The 17,577-nt window shown below is 49.7% G+C and carries 16 protein-coding genes; 4 read left to right on the top strand and 12 right to left on the bottom strand.

What is annotated here, in order from left to right; genetic code table 11:
- Positions 1-8: 8 nt before the first annotated feature.
- From BFC18_RS14255 to BFC18_RS14270, 4 genes are read right to left on the bottom strand one after another with little or no spacing between them, the layout of a single operon-like run.
- Positions 9-611, bottom strand: coding sequence for a thioredoxin domain-containing protein (locus BFC18_RS14255; protein ID WP_070126235.1), 603 nt, complete (start codon positions 609-611; stop codon positions 9-11).
- Entirely contained in the window at positions 604-1,167 is a 564-nt protein-coding gene (locus tag BFC18_RS14260; RefSeq protein WP_070126236.1) for a MauE/DoxX family redox-associated membrane protein, read from the bottom strand. The genes BFC18_RS14255 and BFC18_RS14260 overlap by 8 nt, the downstream gene beginning before the upstream one ends.
- 2 nt (positions 1,168-1,169) lie before the next feature.
- Positions 1,170-2,324 carry an amine dehydrogenase large subunit gene (locus BFC18_RS14265; protein WP_070126237.1) on the bottom strand — a complete coding sequence of 385 codons (1,155 nt, stop codon included), beginning with the start codon at positions 2,322-2,324 and terminating at the stop codon, positions 1,170-1,172.
- A gap of 50 nt (positions 2,325-2,374) precedes the next feature.
- Complete coding sequence (locus BFC18_RS14270) at positions 2,375-4,588, bottom strand: TonB-dependent receptor (RefSeq protein WP_070126238.1); 2,214 nt, start codon at positions 4,586-4,588, stop codon at positions 2,375-2,377.
- 178 nt (positions 4,589-4,766) lie between these two features.
- Between BFC18_RS14270 and BFC18_RS14275 the strand changes: the two genes are divergently transcribed.
- Positions 4,767-5,423: a TetR/AcrR family transcriptional regulator gene (locus BFC18_RS14275; protein WP_070126239.1), complete on the top strand. Its 657-nt coding sequence runs from the start codon at positions 4,767-4,769 to the stop codon at positions 5,421-5,423.
- Positions 5,424-5,525: 102 nt separating this feature from the next.
- Here the strand turns inward: BFC18_RS14275 and BFC18_RS14280 are convergent, their stop codons facing one another.
- From BFC18_RS14280 to BFC18_RS14305, 6 genes are all read right to left on the bottom strand, one after another.
- A complete protein-coding gene (locus BFC18_RS14280; protein WP_070126240.1) occupies positions 5,526-6,416 on the bottom strand; it encodes an ATP-grasp domain-containing protein in 891 nt (296 codons plus the stop codon).
- Between the two features lie 82 nt (positions 6,417-6,498).
- A complete protein-coding gene (locus tag BFC18_RS14285) occupies positions 6,499-6,681 on the bottom strand; it encodes a hypothetical protein (protein WP_070126241.1) in 183 nt (60 codons plus the stop codon).
- Between the two features lie 59 nt (positions 6,682-6,740).
- Positions 6,741-7,049: a hypothetical protein gene (locus BFC18_RS14290; RefSeq protein WP_070126242.1), complete on the bottom strand. Its 309-nt coding sequence runs from the start codon at positions 7,047-7,049 to the stop codon at positions 6,741-6,743.
- Positions 7,050-7,058: 9 nt separating this feature from the next.
- Positions 7,059-7,301 (bottom strand): helix-turn-helix domain-containing protein, encoded by a 243-nt coding sequence (locus tag BFC18_RS14295; RefSeq protein WP_070126243.1) that lies wholly within the window; start codon positions 7,299-7,301, stop codon positions 7,059-7,061.
- Entirely contained in the window at positions 7,294-9,453 is a 2,160-nt protein-coding gene (locus BFC18_RS14300) for a peptidase domain-containing ABC transporter (RefSeq protein WP_070126244.1), read from the bottom strand. Before BFC18_RS14300 ends, BFC18_RS14295 begins: the two co-directional genes overlap by 8 nt.
- On the bottom strand, positions 9,453-10,706 hold the full coding sequence (locus tag BFC18_RS14305) for an HlyD family secretion protein (protein ID WP_070126245.1): 1,254 nt from the start codon (positions 10,704-10,706) through the stop codon (positions 9,453-9,455). Before BFC18_RS14305 ends, BFC18_RS14300 begins: the two co-directional genes overlap by 1 nt.
- Before the next feature lie 412 nt (positions 10,707-11,118).
- Between BFC18_RS14305 and BFC18_RS14310 the strand changes: the two genes are divergently transcribed.
- From BFC18_RS14310 to BFC18_RS14320, 3 genes are all read left to right on the top strand, one after another.
- Positions 11,119-12,663 carry a hydroxymethylglutaryl-CoA reductase gene (locus BFC18_RS14310; RefSeq protein ID WP_070126246.1) on the top strand — a complete coding sequence of 515 codons (1,545 nt, stop codon included), beginning with the start codon at positions 11,119-11,121 and terminating at the stop codon, positions 12,661-12,663.
- A 404-nt stretch (positions 12,664-13,067) separates the two neighbouring features.
- A complete protein-coding gene (locus BFC18_RS14315) occupies positions 13,068-13,364 on the top strand; it encodes a BrnT family toxin (RefSeq protein ID WP_070126247.1) in 297 nt (98 codons plus the stop codon).
- Entirely contained in the window at positions 13,357-13,566 is a 210-nt protein-coding gene (locus BFC18_RS14320) for a BrnA antitoxin family protein (protein WP_070126248.1), read from the top strand. The genes BFC18_RS14315 and BFC18_RS14320 overlap by 8 nt, the downstream gene beginning before the upstream one ends.
- Before the next feature lie 111 nt (positions 13,567-13,677).
- Here BFC18_RS14320 and BFC18_RS14325 read toward each other — a convergent pair whose 3' ends face one another.
- Positions 13,678-16,995 carry an amidohydrolase family protein gene (locus BFC18_RS14325; RefSeq protein WP_070126249.1) on the bottom strand — a complete coding sequence of 1,106 codons (3,318 nt, stop codon included), beginning with the start codon at positions 16,993-16,995 and terminating at the stop codon, positions 13,678-13,680.
- A gap of 363 nt (positions 16,996-17,358) precedes the next feature.
- Entirely contained in the window at positions 17,359-17,532 is a 174-nt protein-coding gene (locus tag BFC18_RS21730) for a hypothetical protein (RefSeq protein ID WP_170826609.1), read from the bottom strand.
- Between the last annotated feature and the right edge of the window lie 45 nt (positions 17,533-17,577).

Below are 17,577 nucleotides of genomic sequence, written 5' to 3' on the forward strand. Positions count from 1 at the left end.
TGTGCTCCTTACGCGTAATTCTTCTGCATGTATTCCTGAAGACTCGCATAGCCAGTCTCTTTCACGTTAAACAGGCTTTCGATGTGCTCGCGAGAGTTCACGATGCCCATAGCCTGTAGCGTGCCTTTTTCATCAATCAGTACGGCATAGGGCAGTTTCGCCACGCCGAAACTTTTGCCAACGATTTCAGAGTTAACGAAGTTGGATTGCTCTAATTTTTGTGCAGCAATGAAGGTGTCTATTTCTGATGATGCGCCGTCGGAAGCAAAGACCAGATCCACCCAGTTCTGTTCTTCTTTGGCGATTGATTTCGCAACACCAATGAGTGACTTACACATGGGGCAGGTAGGCGATACGAAAAACAGCAGCTGACATTTTTCTACTGGCGATTTTCCGCCAATGTGCAGTGTTTGCTGGTTTTTCAGATTAATGACGTCAAGCTCTGGGGCATCCTGTCCTACCTTAAGCTGTTTGTTGATAGACAGTGCCCCCGCGGGTGCAACACGCTCGTAAAGCACGCCAATCTGGCGAACCAGTGCAAATACCATTGTTGCCAGCACGATAACGGCAATCCATAAAATAACGTTTGAAGCAATGAGTAAATTAGTCATGACGTAACCTCAGGTTTTTCAGTAAAGCGTGGTTTTCCAGCAAGCCATCAATGCTGCTGTATGAAATAAAAAGTAACAGTGAAAAGGTGATGCCCATCAGCCATTCCGACAGTGTGCCGGTGCTGACTTGTTGGGTGAGGTGGAATACCGCCACCAGTGCCAGCAAAGCCAGATTGCGTATGACTAACAAGGCGGGTTTTACGTTGGCATCGCTGCCATTTAGCGAGCAGCCGCAGTCGGCAAGAGAGCGGCCGGTAAGCATGGCAAAGCTCAGGAACGCGGCGTAGGTAAGTAGCAGGCCGCTTAACATGAGCGTGGTTACTGCTGTTGCCTGCAAAGCGAAGGCAAGCACCGCCACGGCAATAACACTGATTTCAACGAACGGTACGATGCCGGCGAGGGTCAACGCCAGGTTTCCCGGTAGCAGTTCGTAACCCACCAGTGCCTGACGGAATTGTCCAGGAGCACGAAGTTTATGGTGAGCACTGGCAAGCACCAGAGAGAGCAGAAACCCCAGTACGCCAATGTGCACAACCTGCAGAAGAGAACTCAGCATGGCTATCTCCCCTTGTGCAGCACGATGGGCATGGTGGAATCGCCCACCGAGATAAAGCGCTGGTATTTACCGTTGGTGTCGTAAACATCCAAACCCATTTCGGTGTTAGTCACCACCAGTAACGGGTTATCGCCGCGGGTCAGTTCTATGGAGAACGCGTTTTTCTTCAGCTCGATGCGTTTTGTTCGTTTTTGTGTGGTGGTGTTGTAAACCCAAATTTCCTCACCGCCGAATTTGTGACTGCCGTTGTAGCCATTCTTATGCATCACCACATAAAGCAGCTTACTGTCGTCTGAAGTGGCAAACTGCCAGCCGCCAGGGCGCCAGTTGTCCTTCGCTTCCGCTTCACTTACCAACGACCAAGCTGGCAGTAGCTCGGCATCAGGGGTGGTTAAATCCACTGGCTGCACTTTGCTTTGGTAAGAGAAGAAGTAGGCGGTATCACCGATGTACACGGGCTTATCGAACAGTGGGTCGTCATCGACGCTAAAAAACGGCGGAATGTCGGTACGCTTGGTTTCTTTGCCGCTGTCGTCAAAGGCGATAGTTTTCATGCCGCCGTTACCACACAGTGAAGCAAAGCCGTGATCGCCAGCCGGGTAAATCAGGTTACACCCTGCAACGCTAATCTCGTTCAACAGTTCACCGCTTTCGGTGTCCATGATGATCACCGACGCCGCTGGGGTAAATGCCAAAATCAGCAGGTATTTGTCATCGTTAACCAGTTTCAGCATGTATTTGCTGGCCACAATTTGCGCCCGGTTTTTATTGGGCAAAATCACTTCTTTTGTTTTCTTCAGCGTGGCCTTTTCGTAAATGGAAATAACATCTGTGCGGTCGCCACTGGTACCTCTGGAATAGAAAGATTCAGCCACGTACAACAGCGGCTTCGCTTTCGATTCAACAAAGTTTGCCATCATCGATGCATCTACAAAGCCTTTGTATTCGCGGGTGTCGGCCGCCGCATCAATAATGACGACCTTGCCGGAAATCATGGCATTGAAATTTACGTCGTGAGCAAAAATCCATGAATCGGGATAGACCGACGGTAACGTCGCTACCGAAGGGATTGGCTCTGGTTCAAGTTCTGCTATGGCGGGCAAACCAACGCATGCCATCAGTAACGCGGGTAATGCCTTTAGCATTGTTCTTTGCATGTTCTGTGCTCCCTGTTTTAAAGAGTGTATTAAGTGAAGTCGCGGGTTTATCAGAACCACGAGTATTTGAATGACACGCCCCACCATCTCGGCTTGCCGTAGTACTGTTCGGTGAGTCCGAACACGTCCATACCGGAGAGATCGAAGGCTTGAACGATGTATTCCTCATCCCCCAGGTTGTCTACAAATGCACTTAGCTGCCAGGTATCGTCGGCTGAGGTGTAGGTCACCGAGGCGTTGTATAAGGTGTAAGCGTCTTGCTGCACGGTTTCGGCATCAGACAAGGCAAACTTCACGTCGTCGCGAAACACGAAATCGGTTTGAAAGGCGAGGTAACCTGCGTCCAATTCCATGGTGTAGCGAAGCAGGCCGTTATAGTTCCATTCCGGTGATTGTACTGGTCGGGATGTAGATCCATCAGCGAGTTCGGCTTCGGCGTCGTTGTAGGCCGCGCCTAACATGACGTCCCAGTTTTCAGCTAACTGCCCCTGATATTCCACTTCGAAGCCATTGGCTGAAGCATCGGGTGAGTTGATAGTGATGGTATCCAGACCAATGATGTTGAATACCTGGTAGTTGTTGTAATCGTAGTAATAGGCTGCCGCATTCAGTCGTCCGAAATCACCAAGCCGGGTTTTTACACCTATTTCGTAGGCATCGAGGTGTTCAGGATCGAAAGACAGGGTGGCATCGTTATAGTCGTTCGGTGGTGCCAACGGGAAGATTGGCGCATTGTAGCCACCCCCTTTAACGCCGCGGTTGTAGCTGATGTAGGTCAGCACATCTTTGGTGGGCGTCCAGTTTAGCTGTAAGCGGCCAGCCACTTCGGTATCTTCCCGGCTCGCGGTGTACTCACCTAATGTGGCCTGTAACACCATATTGTCGGTATCGGCAAAGCCAGGTTCGGAAGATGGGTTAAGAAACTCCATCGCCATCACAGAAAAATCAAAGTCTTTCTCGTCGCGGATCACCCGTAAACCCGCAATCAGGGTAAGGTCGTCAGCCAACGGATATTCTATTTGTGCAAATACCGACGTTGACGTGAGATCAGACTGATAAGGGTTGTAAAGGCCGCCTTCACTGCCGACAGCACTGGTGCCGCCGCCACCGATAAGAGGGTCGGAAATGGCACCGTTAGAATCGTTAATATCAAGATCAAGATAATAAGTACCGGCTACCCAAAGCAGGTCGCCTACATTACCCTCTAGGCGAAACTCTTGAGAAAATTGCTCGGCATCCGTGGTTAAAAAGAAGTTAAAAAACGAGACTGGCGACGCGTCGCTATCTTCAATGTAGGTGCGCTCTACTGTGGAGAAGTCGGTAATTGAGACAAATTTCAGGTCTTCATCGATTTGCCAATTCAGGGTCGCTGTTGCGCCTTTGGTTTCTAATTCATTGAAACCCGGATCATCATAATCACCCGCGTAGACATCGCCGTCGTTGTCGATGTATTCCAAAATCGGGTTCATTTCTGTTGGGGTGAGCTCGCCGGCACGAATGGAACTGACGTTTTCAAAAAAGCCGGTATCAATATCCTGTTTGCTGTAACGCACATTCAACAGGGCATCAAAGTTTTCTGTGGGGGTGAATAAAAACTGTGCGCGCACCGTTTTATCGTTGGCGTTATTCAGATCGTTACCGGTATAGCGGTTTTCTACGTAGCCATCGGCTTTATTAATATTTACCGATACCCGTGCCGCCAGTTCGTCGGTCAGACCGCCACCGACAGCGCCTTCAAACTTTTTCTGTGAGTAGTCACCCAGGGTAAGTTTAGCGTAGGCATCAAAATCCTGGGTTGGCTTGCGGGTAATGAAGTGCGCCAGACCGCCGGTGGCGTTACGCCCGAACAGGGTGCCTTGCGGGCCGCGCAAAATTTCTACCCGCTCTACATCAAACAAACTGAATCCGGCTCCGGACATCTGGCTTATGTACACCTCATCGACATAAAGCGCTACCGGGCTTTCTACATTGGTGGTGAAATCGGAATTGGTGACGCCACGAATACCAACTGAATAGTTTGCTTCGCCGTTAGGCTGCACAGTTTGTACCCCCGGTGCCATTGCCGTTACCTGCTGGGCATTATCGAAACCTAACGCTTCAAGCTGATCACCGGTTAAGGCGGTAATTGCAATACCAACATCCTGGACACTTTGTTCGCGCTTTTGTGCTACAACACTAATTTCTTCAAACACTTGTTGTGCGTATGATACTGATTGGCCGCAGGCCATTAGTGCCATAGCAAAAGCGATTTTGCTCTTTTTCATGTGGTTTCCCTCAGTCGCAAAAAATTGAATTGTTTTTTTGTGTGTCCTGAGAGGGCAAGAGCAACATCTACGCCAAAAATGGTACGGGTGAACTAATTTGGGTTTGATCCCGGTATGTTCATGGTGGTTATTAACGTATACTTAGCTAGGTATTTTTCAGGAATTTCAGGAGCACGGCTTGTCACCAAACAGACTCAATGAGCAGAGTGAAACAGGCGTAAAACGCGGACCTTACAAAGCCGGTTTGGAACGCCAGAAACAGATTCTGGTTGAAGCAAGAAATTTGCTGATTGAAGAGGGCTACCACAATTTTTCTATTCGCAAAGTGGCGAAGCGGGTAGGTATCTCTGCAGGTAATTTACAACACCATTTTGCTACCCGTGATGACCTGGTAGCTGCCATGTTAGATCATGTGATTAGTGTTTACTTACTTCGTCTTGAAGAGCTAAAAGAAGAGGCGTCATCGCCAAAAGAATGCCTGCAAAACGTAATTGAATTCGTGACGCGAGATCTGCAAACGCGAGAGACCACTATTTTCTTCCCTGAGATATGGTCGTTGTCGAATCATGATGAAACCATCAATAAACTCATGGAGCACATGTACGAAGTTTATCGTAAGGTTTACCAAGATATCGCGCTGCAAATGAATCCCGATTTAACCCTTGAGCAGAGACGGCTAATCGCGTTATTTATTTCCGCTACTATTGAAGGGCACACCATGTTTATCGGGTATCGCAAATCTGATGCTTATGCCTGTGAATCGGTGATCAAAATGATTGTAAATATGGCAGTGCAAACCATCGAAAGTGGCAACGTGCCTAAGGTGTCTGACTAAATAAAAAGCACTAAAATGGTACGCGTGTACTATTTGTGCACCAAAAATGTTCATATATTAAACGCTGAGCCCACGCTTTCTCTTTTCAGCAAGACCCTATTATCAGCCTGTTGCGGTAGTGAGAGCGTGCACCAACGCTTCGGTGACAGGCAGTCCGGTTTCTGCTTCAAATTTGCAAAACATGGGGGCGGGGTTTGCTTCCAGAAATACATACTTTCCATCAGCCTCGCGACGCCAGTCGATGGCACACCATTTCATGCCGAATTGCAGACAAATTGCCACGCTCAATGCCTCTATATCCTTCGGTAACGATATTGCTTCAGCTTGGGTATGGCTGTCGACGCGGTAGTCTGGTTGGTCGGAATATATCGCGGCGGCAAAAACACGCTGACCGATGACAAAGGTTCTTACTTCGTCACCCTCAATGTATTTCTGTAATGTCACAGGTTGGTGATGTTGCCATTCATCACGCGCCATTTGGGCATCGTCCTGGCCAACAAGTTGGGTGTGAGCGCCGCCGAATACCGGTTTAATGATCACCTTGTCATAGCGCTGACTGAAATGTTGAAGGCGGCGTTGGTCGTTGCTGATCAAGGTCGCCGGTATATTCGCACCAAGCTTTTGCGCTTCTTGCAGTTGCACAGGCTTCGCTTGATGAAACCGGACGGCTGAAAGCGAATTAAACCAACGCTCGGGGCGGTAGTAAAAAAGTGGCGATAATGCACTTAAGGCATTTTTGCTATCGTGGGGATGTTGGGTAATTGGTGGATAGTACCGTTGCCAGAAGAAGCTATCGAACTGGTCGACTTCAAACACTTCGTTATCTATTACCAGGGCAAAGCTGTCTGAATTTGGTTCGCAGACCACCGAGAATGATGCTGGATAGTGCGCGGTGTTTACTATTAGCGGGCAGGCTCCTGCATCGCGAAGCGCTGAAGCCAGATGTTGCAGTTGTCCATCGCTTTCACTGCCCAGGCAGAGAATGTTCGTCATATTGGGTTTACCGGTTTAGATAATATTCCGGCTATGTGGCGACTTCTGGAAAGGACTCCCGCCACAAAGCCTACGAGATGGCTTACCAGATAGATTCTTCCGGCAAGTCACCACCGTGTTCACCTAATGCAGTGGTAAAGTTGCGAGACGGGATCAGTTTTGGTTTGTCCTCAATCTCTACGGGCAGCTTAATGAAGCCTGCGCCGGTCACGGATTTAGCGGCGTTTTCAGTAAGTAATTGCGGGGTCTTATTTGTTGATTTCATCGTGTTCTCCTTGAACATTGGTCATTCCATTTGGTTTGCTGTTATTCGTACAGCAGGGTTTAGTTTACGGGTTCTTCTTCTGCCGTCTGCTGGCCGTAAGTGCGGTTGTTACCCATTTTCGGTTTCAGGTAAGGTGAATCCTGTATTGAGTCCGACACCCCTTGAAGATAGCTACTGAGAATGGTTTCTCTGAGGCTTAGCACCCAGCAGAGGTTAAAGGTAAAACCGACTACCCACATGTTTGGCTGCAAGCCAGTAATTGCAAAATAAATCAGGCAGCACAGTGAGGCTGTAGCCATAGGTACTAAGCTGTTTACCACCATCATCTCGGCTTCAAAGGTAACGGTATTTCTAATCCGAAAGCTCATCGTTTTCCCTTATTCAGGTTGCTGAGAGGGTTGATGAAACTGGCGGTAATATGACGCCATTAAACTGGTGCGATTACGGATTTCAAGCTTGCGATAAATATTTGCACAGTGAAACTTTACCGTTCGCTCACTAATAAAAAGCTGAGACGCAATACGTTTGTTGGGCAGGCCTTCCATAATCTTATAGGCAACCTGCAGTTCACGACGCGACAGTTGGTCCAGGCGTTCATTAATCGTATGATCATTATTCATGGTGGTTCTCCTTGCTGGTGGATAGATTAGGTGTCGCGAGCCCCGCGACGGGGTGTAATTTGCCTTGCTGTAATTCGAAAACCCGGTCCGCCAGCGCAATCGTTTGTGGCCGGTGGGCAATGATGATTCGGGTAATGCGTAGCTGCTTGAGGTTGTTATTGATCTGCGCTTCGTTGCCCATATCCAGGTGACTGCTGGCTTCATCGAGAAACAAAATATCTGGTTGTTGATAGAGGGCGCGAGCCAGCATGATTCGTTGTACTTGTCCGCCACTGAGCGTGCTGCCCATGTCGCCCACGAGTGTCTGGTATTGCATGGGCATGGCGATGATTTCTTGATGGATACAAGCGAGTTGGGCGGCTGCAGTGGCGAGTTTAATGTCTGGGGTATCGGTGTAACCGGATATATTCTCAAGCACCGAACCACTCAACAGGGCGTCATCCTGATAAACGGCGGCCGAACGTCCTTTCAACGCGCCTTTGCTTACCAGGTTTCCGCCAAACGTAATTGCGCCATGAGTGGGGGCATTAATGCCAGTAATGCACTTCAGTAACGTAGATTTGCCACTGCCACTCTTGCCGGTAATTGCGATAGCTTCCCCGGCTGCTACTTCTAACGAAACGTTGTCGAGAACCGGAGAAGACTGACTATCGTAGCGGAATGTCACATCATTAAGCGTGAGCGTTGGTGGCTGAGATGAAACGGTGTTGATGTGCTGAGGTAATGACGGAAGCGGCTCTGACTGCACAATATCAGACAGACGCTCAAGGTGGAGTGACAACATGCGCCATTCTAAAGCAGTAGAGATCAAACTCTCGAACGCAGTGACAAAGCGGTTTTTATAGCTAATGAACGCGTAGAGCATGCCCACCGTCAACGCATTTTCCATCGCCATTGCTGCACCAAAGTAAATGACCAGCAAATTTTCTGCGCCACTGACAAATTGTTTAGCCAGCGAATTACGCATCTGCCACTTACCAATTCGAATATCCGCATTGAGTGATGCCGTGAGTTTGTTGAGCCAGCTACCGTGGCGATGAACTTCCTGATCAAACTGCTTCACGGTTTGAATAGCGCGTATCGATTCAATAAAGTGACTTTGTTCCTTCGCTCCCTGAACCAGTCTTTCCGCATGATGAGGCCGCTCGCACTGGTAGGCGATGATGCGGTAGGTCGCATATAGCAGGGTTGCGCAAATAACAATACAGGCGAGTGTAGGGGCGTAGATGAACATGACCACAAGGGTGATGGTGGCCATTAGTCCATCCATGATGACGGTGATGAAGCGAGCGCTGACAAAGTCTCGCAGCGCTGCCAGAGAACCGAATTTTGAGATAATGTCGCCAGTGTGACGGCTATGAAACCAGTGGAGCGGTAGACGTAATAGGTGAGCGAAAACCCGTGCACTCATAAGCAATTGCAGGCGGCTGGTAAAATGCAATAACACATGCTGGCGAAGCAAAGAGGCCACACATTCGATACACAGAAACAGACCGAAGCCGAGGGTTAAGGCGAGCAGGTAATCGTCAGCGCCGGCGGGCAGGGCTTCATCAACCACAATCTGCATATAGTAAGGCGATAACAGTGCAAAACATTGGATCACCAGCGTAATCGTAAACGTGATGAGCAACGTGCGGCGTAATCCGGTAATTTGCTGGAAAAGGGTGGTGAGCTTTAACGTGGGTGCGCCTTTTACTGGCTCGAAATCGGGCTCTGGCCAGGCTTCGAGGGCAATACCGGTGAAATGTTTCGATGCCTCTTCAAAACTTAGCGCGCGTTTGCCTTGGGCGGGGTCGTGGATCACAATGCCATGGCGGGTCACTTTCGACAGCACCACAAAATGTTTCATGTCCCAGTGCAGAATACACGGAGTTTGCAGCTCACCCAGCGAAGACAACTCTAGCCGAAGTGGTCGGGTAGACAATGAAACCTCTCTGGCCAGCGACATCAAGTCGCCTAGCGTAGCTCCCTTCATCGATAACCCGTACTGCTGTCGTAACTCCCTTAGCGAGCGTTTGTCACCATGTGCTTGTAAAATCATGCACAGGCAGGCGAGCCCACATTCCGCGGCTTCAGCCTGATAGACAACGGTTGGTTTGGGTTGGCTGGAAAAACCGTTAAATGGGTTTGAAGACACAAGAGAAATGGTCATCACCAGGCTCCTTTTACGGCATGAAGTGGCGACAATAGCCAGTCAATAAAGCTGGATTCACGTGTTGTCACATCGGCGCTAAACGTCATGCCGCTGCGTAACGCTGCCAGCTCACCAAAAGTGCCGATGCTTTGTGCCGATAATTGCACTTCAATAAGATAGGCAGGCTCATTCAGCACAATAGGCTGGCGCTGGCGGGTTTCAGCAGACATTACGTCATCGGCAACGCGAGTAATCGTGCCTTCAAGAACACCAAATTGTTGATACGGAAAGGCATCGAGCTTGATACGCACGGGTTGGCCTGGCTCAACCTGGCCGGCAGTTTGTGCAGGAAGCAGGAGCTTGCCGTGAAGCTGACCGTTTTCAGGAATGATGGAAAGGAGCGGACGTGTAGATGAAATGTATTCGCCAACCTGGGTATCAAGATCGGTGACCTGACCGCTGATCGATGCGGTAATTACCCGCTTATGCTGACTGTCCCATTGCAAAATTTGGTTTTTAAGGTTGCTGAGCTGGTGCTCAATGTCGAGCCGTTCCTGGCGATGCTGTGCCGGTAATCGGGCGAATTCATTCTCAGCCTCGTTGAGTTGTGCTGTTTTGGCGGCATATTCACGTTGATACTCTAATCGCTCTTGTTCGAGAGTGAGCACGGTGCTTGCGGCGTTACGGTGATCGCTTTGAGAAAGGAGCTGGGCATCTGATAATTTTTTTACAGACTGTTCAGAAGCCCGGGCGAGGCTAACGCGTTTTGCCACCACGTCTGTGAGCCGGGAAAGCCGGGTAATATCGTTTTTGAGCTCGGCGATGCGCTGGTGCAAGTTTCGCTGACTAAAAAGCTGCGTGGTCGCGAGATCTTCAAGTTGCTGCTGCAAACGCGATTGTTGAGATAGGTATTCGTTAAGAATGGCTGAGTGAACAGCCTCGCCGTTATCAAGGGTTTGGCCACTGTCGATTTGTAACAGAGGGTCGCCAACGTTAACAATATCGCCGTTTTCTATCATCAGTTTGCTGATGCGGCCGCTCAGGTTGTCAGGGTAAACCAGCACACTGCCCGCGGTGGTTTCCAACCAACCGCTCACTCGGGTGAAGGTTTTGTATTGCTGAGTATTCAGGTACCAGCCGAGCGCAATTACCCAGACAAAAATGATCATTATCAACAGCCTGGTCGATAATGATGGAAGTACAAATGTTTCTCCCTGATTAGCCGCGAACTGAAATTCTACGGCCTCCTGTCTGAATAAATGTTGCTGCATAAATACTCCCTGAAGTTCAAAAGTACCGACAGATTGTCCTGCTCACTTCCTTACTGATTTTTGAATCCCTGGCATCACAATCCTTGACGCCTCCCTTTCAAACCATCAGGCCAATCTGTCGGTAAACACCAGCGTCCTGCTGACGGTTCAAAATTTAAGCGGTTCAGCATAAATCAGCTTTTCTGCCGGGGACCGGGGCGCTAAGGGCACTGTTTTCGGGGGATTTTGGCCGGATTTGTCAAAGCATGTCCGTTTTCGACAAGTGGTTTCGATGTGCGAAAGGTCAAAGAATGCACACGCGATAACCGATATAAAGTGAAAAACTTGTGAACTAACGTTATGGTGCAGAGGTAAAAAGCGTCTGCAGAAGAAAAGGCAATCAGGAAAACCAGAAGATAAGGAAGGTGCCGCAATGTTTATTCCCAGCATGTTACTGAAGCAGTTGTATACCCATGGCAGTTTGCAGAAAACCGAAGATGGGTTGTGCTTTATGCTGAAGAATCGCCTGAAAGATGCGCACCTTGAAGAAATCCTGCAGATATCACTAGATGGAAAGCACATCGCCAACGAAAAAATCACCCTTAAAGTGGGGCCTGATACCCTGCTGAGTGCTGAGGAAGTAAACGCCAGTGGCAACGTGCCATTTCCACTACGAGAAGTGATAACGGTTTTTCTCGACGTAAAAGCCAAGTCGGGGCCTGAGAAACTCAAATTAGGTATCGAGTTCAAAGCGGCGCCTTTCGGCAAGCTTAAATTCACCGTTGAAGACAATATCTCTCCGATTGCAGAAAAGCCGGCGGGTATTCCCCGCGACCCTCACGATGATTATCGCCCGGAAATTATTGAGCAGCGTCAGCAGTATTTTGCTTCAGCTACTGGTGCGCCTGTTGACCACATTGGTAAATATTCTATCGACCCAGGGACACTTCGCGGCAATATCGAGCATTTTATTGGTGTGGCGCAGGTGCCTATCGGCGTGGCGGGTCCGCTCAAAATTAACGGCGAACATGCGCAGGGTGAATTCGTGGTGCCATTGGCTACTACCGAAGGCACACTGGTGGCATCTTATAATCGCGGTATGAAGTTGCTGAATATGTCGGGTGGGGTAAAAGCCACAGTTGTTGATGATGCGATGCAGCGGGCTCCGGTCTTTATTTTCAGTGACGCCCGAGGTGCCCGGGATTTTGTAAAATGGGTAAATGAAAATATCGACCAAATTCGTGACGAAGCGGAAGCCACGTCTTCTGTAGCAAAACTCACTTATATCGACCATTTCCTGTCGAACAAATTTGCCTTCCTGCGTTTTAATTATCTAACCGGCGATGCGGCGGGACAGAATATGGTAGGGCGCGCGACCTTCGCGGCCTGTGGCTGGATTTTGGATAACTATGAAGGAATTGAAAACTTCTATCTGGAATCGAACTTCGCTACCGACAAGAAAGCATCGCAGATAAACATTATGCGTACCCGTGGGAAACGGGTTACGGCAGAAGCGACGATTAAGCGCGAGCACTTGCTGAGCGTAATGCGGGTAGATCCAAAACAGATTGATTATCACGGCAGAGTCGCGGGCGTAGGCTCGTTCCTTTCAGGCGTGAACAATACGGGGCTGCATTCGCCAAACGGGATCACGGCGATGTTTATTGCCACAGGGCAAGACGTGGCAAACGTGTCTGAATCCTCTGCGGGTATCATGTATTCCGAACTCACCGAAGACGGCGATCTCTACGTGTCGCTGACAATCCCCTCGCTGATTGTGGCCACTTATGGCGGCGGCACGGGCATTGGCACACAGAAAGAATGTTTAGAACTGATGGACTGTTATGGCAAAAACAAAGTCTATAAGTTCGCCGAAATCGTCGGTGCGGTAGCGCTTGCCGGCGAAATTTCGTTGGCCAGTGCCATCTCATCCTCAGACTGGGTATCATCCCACGAACAATACGGGCGCAACCGGTAGGGCGGCTTACCGGCCTGTTCGCAGGAACGGGGTCTGACTCGTAAACACGCCGTGAATCCATCCGTGGAGGCTCGGCAACCGCATCCCTGCGGTTGACGGTTTCCGAGCCAGAATCCCTTTTCCAGCTGCGGCCGGAAGCCTAGTGGCTCCTGAACACGGCGTACACCTATCCATGGGGCCTCGACTGCCGCATCCCTGCGGTGCAATATTCCATGATGGCGAGTATTGAAGATAAGCAGAAAGAGGTGTATCTGGTGTGCGAAAATCCTGAAGAGGTTGTTCAGGCGCTACAGCCGCCACCGGTATTGCAAACTGCGTTTTAGAGCCTGACCGTAAGTCGCGTTACTTTCAAAATTCAACTCACTTAAACTTGCCTTCTAATTTAAAATAACTACATTGTAATTATGGAAGCGTTATATTTTGAGTGGGACTTAGCGAAGGCTGAATCTAACGCAAAGAAACATGGAGTAACATTTTCGGAAGCTTCAACGGTGTTTTACGACGAACTTGCTCGCGTTATTTCCGATCCTGATAGCTCTGAAATGGAAGAACGTTTCATTATTCTAGGGCAAAGCAAAAAGGAAAAGTTGCTGGTAGTTTGTCATTGCTATAGGGCTGAAGAGCAGGTTATCAGGCTCATCTCTGCACGCAGAGCCGATAAACGTGAAAGAAAAATCTATGAGGAGTTCAGACATGCGTAGTAACTATGATTTTACTGATTCCGAAAAAAATCCTTATGCGAAAAAGCTGAAGAAGCAGATCACCATTAGGCTAGACGCGGACGTGATTGACTACTTCAAAAAGTTATCAGACAAAAACGGGATCCCTTATCAGAATCTGATTAATCTTTATCTGAAAGATTGTGCCAGTCAGGAAAAGGAGCTGAGGATAGACTGGCAGTAAGTTGAAGGTGCTCTGTATCTGTAATGTGTGAATTTGTAAGTCTGTTATCCTGACAAAAATAAACCGACATGACGTCGGTTTATTTTTAGCACTCGTTAAACTGGTTTCAGTTTAATCATGCTTCCAGTGGTACATATGCGCTTTGGCTTCGGTTTCCGCTGCGGTGTCTTCCGGCATAAACAACTTGTTGTTGTCTTCGAAGAAGAACGGTTTGCGGGTTTTACGGCTGCCGACTTCGTTCATGGTAGCGGCTTCATACACACGACCATTCAGTACCGTGTATTCCACAAACTCACTGCGGCGCAGGTCGCTTAGCACATCGCCGTCAATTACCACGAGATCGGCCAGTTTGCCTTTCTCGATACTGCCGATGTCTTTGCCCATGCCTAAGTGTTTGGCGCCATCAATAGTGCCGCCGCGCAGCGCTTCCCAGGGCGTGAATCCACCCTGTTCCATGCTCCATAGTTCCCAGTGCGCGCCTAAACCTTCACGCTGACCGTGAGCACCAATGTGTACGCTTACGCCTTTGTCACGGAGTTCTTTGGCGTACTTCGCTACTTGTGGGTGAGTATACTGATTGTCCGGTGCAGTAGGGCGACGGATAGAACGGCTGTCGAGCATGGTTGACGGTACGTAGCGCAGCAGGCGCTCGTTTTTCCATACCTCGGTGCGATCGTACCAGTATTCCTCGCCCATCAGACCGCCGTAAGACACGATGAAAGTTGGTGTGTAGCCAAACTCGGTGGCAGACCACAGCTGCGTTACGTCGTCATAGCCACGGGTAACCGGGAAGCTGTGCTCAAGGCCGGTGTGACCGTCAACCAGCATGGTCAGGTTCTGCTGCATCTTACCGCCGCCTTCCGGCACCACCATCATCTGCTGCTCGTGAGACGCCCACAGAATTTGCTGACGCTGGTCACGGCGCGGCTGATTATAGCTTTTCACCGAAATCGCACCGGCTTCTTTCAGGCGCTGAACGTGGAAATATGCATCGTCATAGTTGTTGATGATGGCTTTGTAGCCCAGTGATTCGGCACCGTACAGGATGGCGCCGGTGGAGTAGATACGGGGCGCAACAATGTCACCGTGACGTTGTAACTCAGAAGCGGAGAAAATCTCGGTAGTGTCGTTAGACGGATCGTGAATGGTGGTCACACCAAACGATACATTGGAGTACTGGCTCCAGTTTTGCTGCGGGATAATTTCGTTGCGGCCCTGGGAGCCGTGAGCATGGGCATCTACCAGACCAGGAATGATGGTTTTGCCACGGGCGTCGATGCGCATGGCTTCATCAGGAATGGAAACCTCATCCATGGTGCCAACAGCTTCGATGCGGTTATCACGAATAAGTACCACACCGTTTTCAATCACTTCCTGCTGATTGTCGGCATCGCGCATGGTCACCACTTTGCCGCCAACTAGCGCTTTGTAACCTGTAGGTTTATCGGCCTTAGCTTTAAACGAAAGATTCATGCCTTCAGCCAGTGGATCAGGCAGCGCCTCTTTTTCTTTACCGCCAACAAAGGTGAAAGCATCGTCCAGACTGCGCTCGTAGTAGTTCGGACCGTGGAACCAGCCAACGGTTTTGTTATCCGGGCTCCAGGACAGGTATTCACCGGCACGGGCAGACAGCTGGGTTACCGGCAGTGACGTCATGTTCGGACCGATGGTGACCTTTTTGCCGTTCTCGACAAATGGCGTGACGTAGGTTTTGAACTGATAGGTGAAGGCGACCCATTTCTTGTCGTGAGAAAGACGGTACTCGCTGACCTGAGCGGCACCGTACAAATGTGTGCGCTTGTCTTCGCCGTTCATGTCTACACTGCTGAACTGGGTTTCAGGATAGGCAGAACCACCGGCATATTCAGTGAAGTACACACGGCCATCGTTTCCGGCAAAGTGCGGCTCGGAGCCCCGGTCACTGACTTTCACTTCAGTGTCGTTTTTCAGGTCGGCAACGTAAATGCCCGGCTCAACAGAGTATTTCGGATCGAGCAGATAGCCGCCGTTGAATTTACGGAAAGCCACGTAACGACCGTCCGGTGAGAAGCTCGGCTCGATGTAGTGACCCGGTTTCTTGCTGATCACCTTACCTTTGCCGCCTTTGGCAGAAACCACTCGCACATCACCTAAATCCTGATCGTTCCAGGTGGTGTAAACGATAAATTTTCCGTCGTTGGTGTAGCGCGGGAAGTATTCGTCATGGTCATTCTGCGACGTCAGACGTTTCATCTTGCCGGACTTCAAATCTTTCACGTACAGTTTGCCCAGCGCCTGGAACAGGATGCTGGAGCCGTCCGGGGATTTCTGCGACCAGCGAATCATTTTCACGTCGAATTCGTCAGGTGCTACATCCACGTCGAAACGCAGTGCATCAGCATACTGCAGCGTGGCTTTCACGTTCACATCAATATCGCTTATGTTGCCATCTTTGATGGCAATCTTGTGGAACTTACCACCGGTCCAGTACACCAGTGCAGAGCTGTCTGGCAGCCAGTCGTAGTAAGCGTAATAACCTTCTGTACCGAAGCCTTCCTGCAAGTCTTTTTCCAGTGTCAGTGTGAGAGGTTTTTCCAGACCGGTTTCCAGATCTTTAAGGAACAGACCGGACTTGTTTTTCACCCGACGGATGAACGCAACGTATTTACCATCCGGAGAAGGGGTTGGCACAATGGCACCGCCCACACCACCAATGAAGCTTTCTTCTTCACCGGTTTCACGGTCGTAACGGGTAATGTCGAAAATGCCTTTTAGCGGGTCGCGGTTATATTCAAAGCCGCCACCGGGCACGGTGTTGTGGGTGTAATAGATGTAGTTGCCGTCTGGCGAAAAAACGGCGTCGGTAATGTTCTGTTGATCGCCATTGCCGTGCTCACGTGCTTTGATTTGCAGACCGTCGCCACCGGCGATGTGATACATCCAGATTTCACCGGCAGGAATACTGCGGCTGGACATAATGCCTTTGGTGGCCACGATATACTGTCCGTCCGGGCTCCACTTAGGTGAGTGGATCAGGTTTTTCTTTTCTTTGGTCACTTGACGTAGGTTTTCGCCGTTGATGTCCATTACCCAAACGTTAGATAAGCCGCCACGGTCAGAAATAAACGCGATTTGGGTGCCGTCTGGAGAAATGGTCGGATGCAGGTTCCAGGCAAAATCCTGAGTCAGTGGCGTCGCCTGACCGCCTTTTAAATCTACCTTGTAGATGTCACCCAGCATGTCGAACACCATGTATTTGCCGTTCGGCGCTACATCCAGGCTCGACCATGAGGTTTCATTGGTGTTGATTTCAACGCTATTCAATTTGAACGGCGGGTTTAGCACGTCCCAACTTTCTTTGTCTGATTTCTCTGTTTCAGCCAGTGCTGCGGTGCTGCCCAGCAGCAAACCCATGGCCACAGCCAGAGCATGTCGTGAGGTTTTTACCATTGTGTTCCCCTGAGGATCTTATAATTGGTGTTATTTCGCAGAAGCAAGAAGGGCGTTGGAGTTCGGGAGGGAGAGCTAGCTTGAAGCGTTACGTGTCGTGACTCGGAAACACGCCGTGAATCCGTCCCTGGAGGTTCGGCAACCGCATCCCTGCGGTTGACGGTTTCCTCGCCACAACACTTCACACTTCGCCAGCTCGTCCGCCCGACATTTCGCCGGTTCGCTAATTAAAACGCGGTATTCACCAAGCTTCTGCGGTAAATCCAAGAATACGTCAGGGGGCAACGTTTTGGCAAAGGTAGTGGCTTGTTGGGGGAGGGCGTTCATCGTATTTGTTAGTGAATGCCGGAAAGAAAACGTGACTTACCAAGAAGTAAAAGACTCGGAAATATCGGCAATTACCCAATTCATCGCAAGCTGAAAACCCACCAGTAATGCGCCTGCAAACAGGCTGATAGCCACATTGGCAGTTAGTGCGAATGTGACAGCCAGTGCCAATGTAAAAAGCAGGGCCAATACGATATTGTCGATTTTCATGTGTCTTCTCTTATGTGCTTAACGATGCAGTGAAGTATGAATAGT

The organism is Alteromonas confluentis (assembly GCF_001757105.1).
Classification (GTDB): domain Bacteria; phylum Pseudomonadota; class Gammaproteobacteria; order Enterobacterales; family Alteromonadaceae; genus Alteromonas; species Alteromonas confluentis.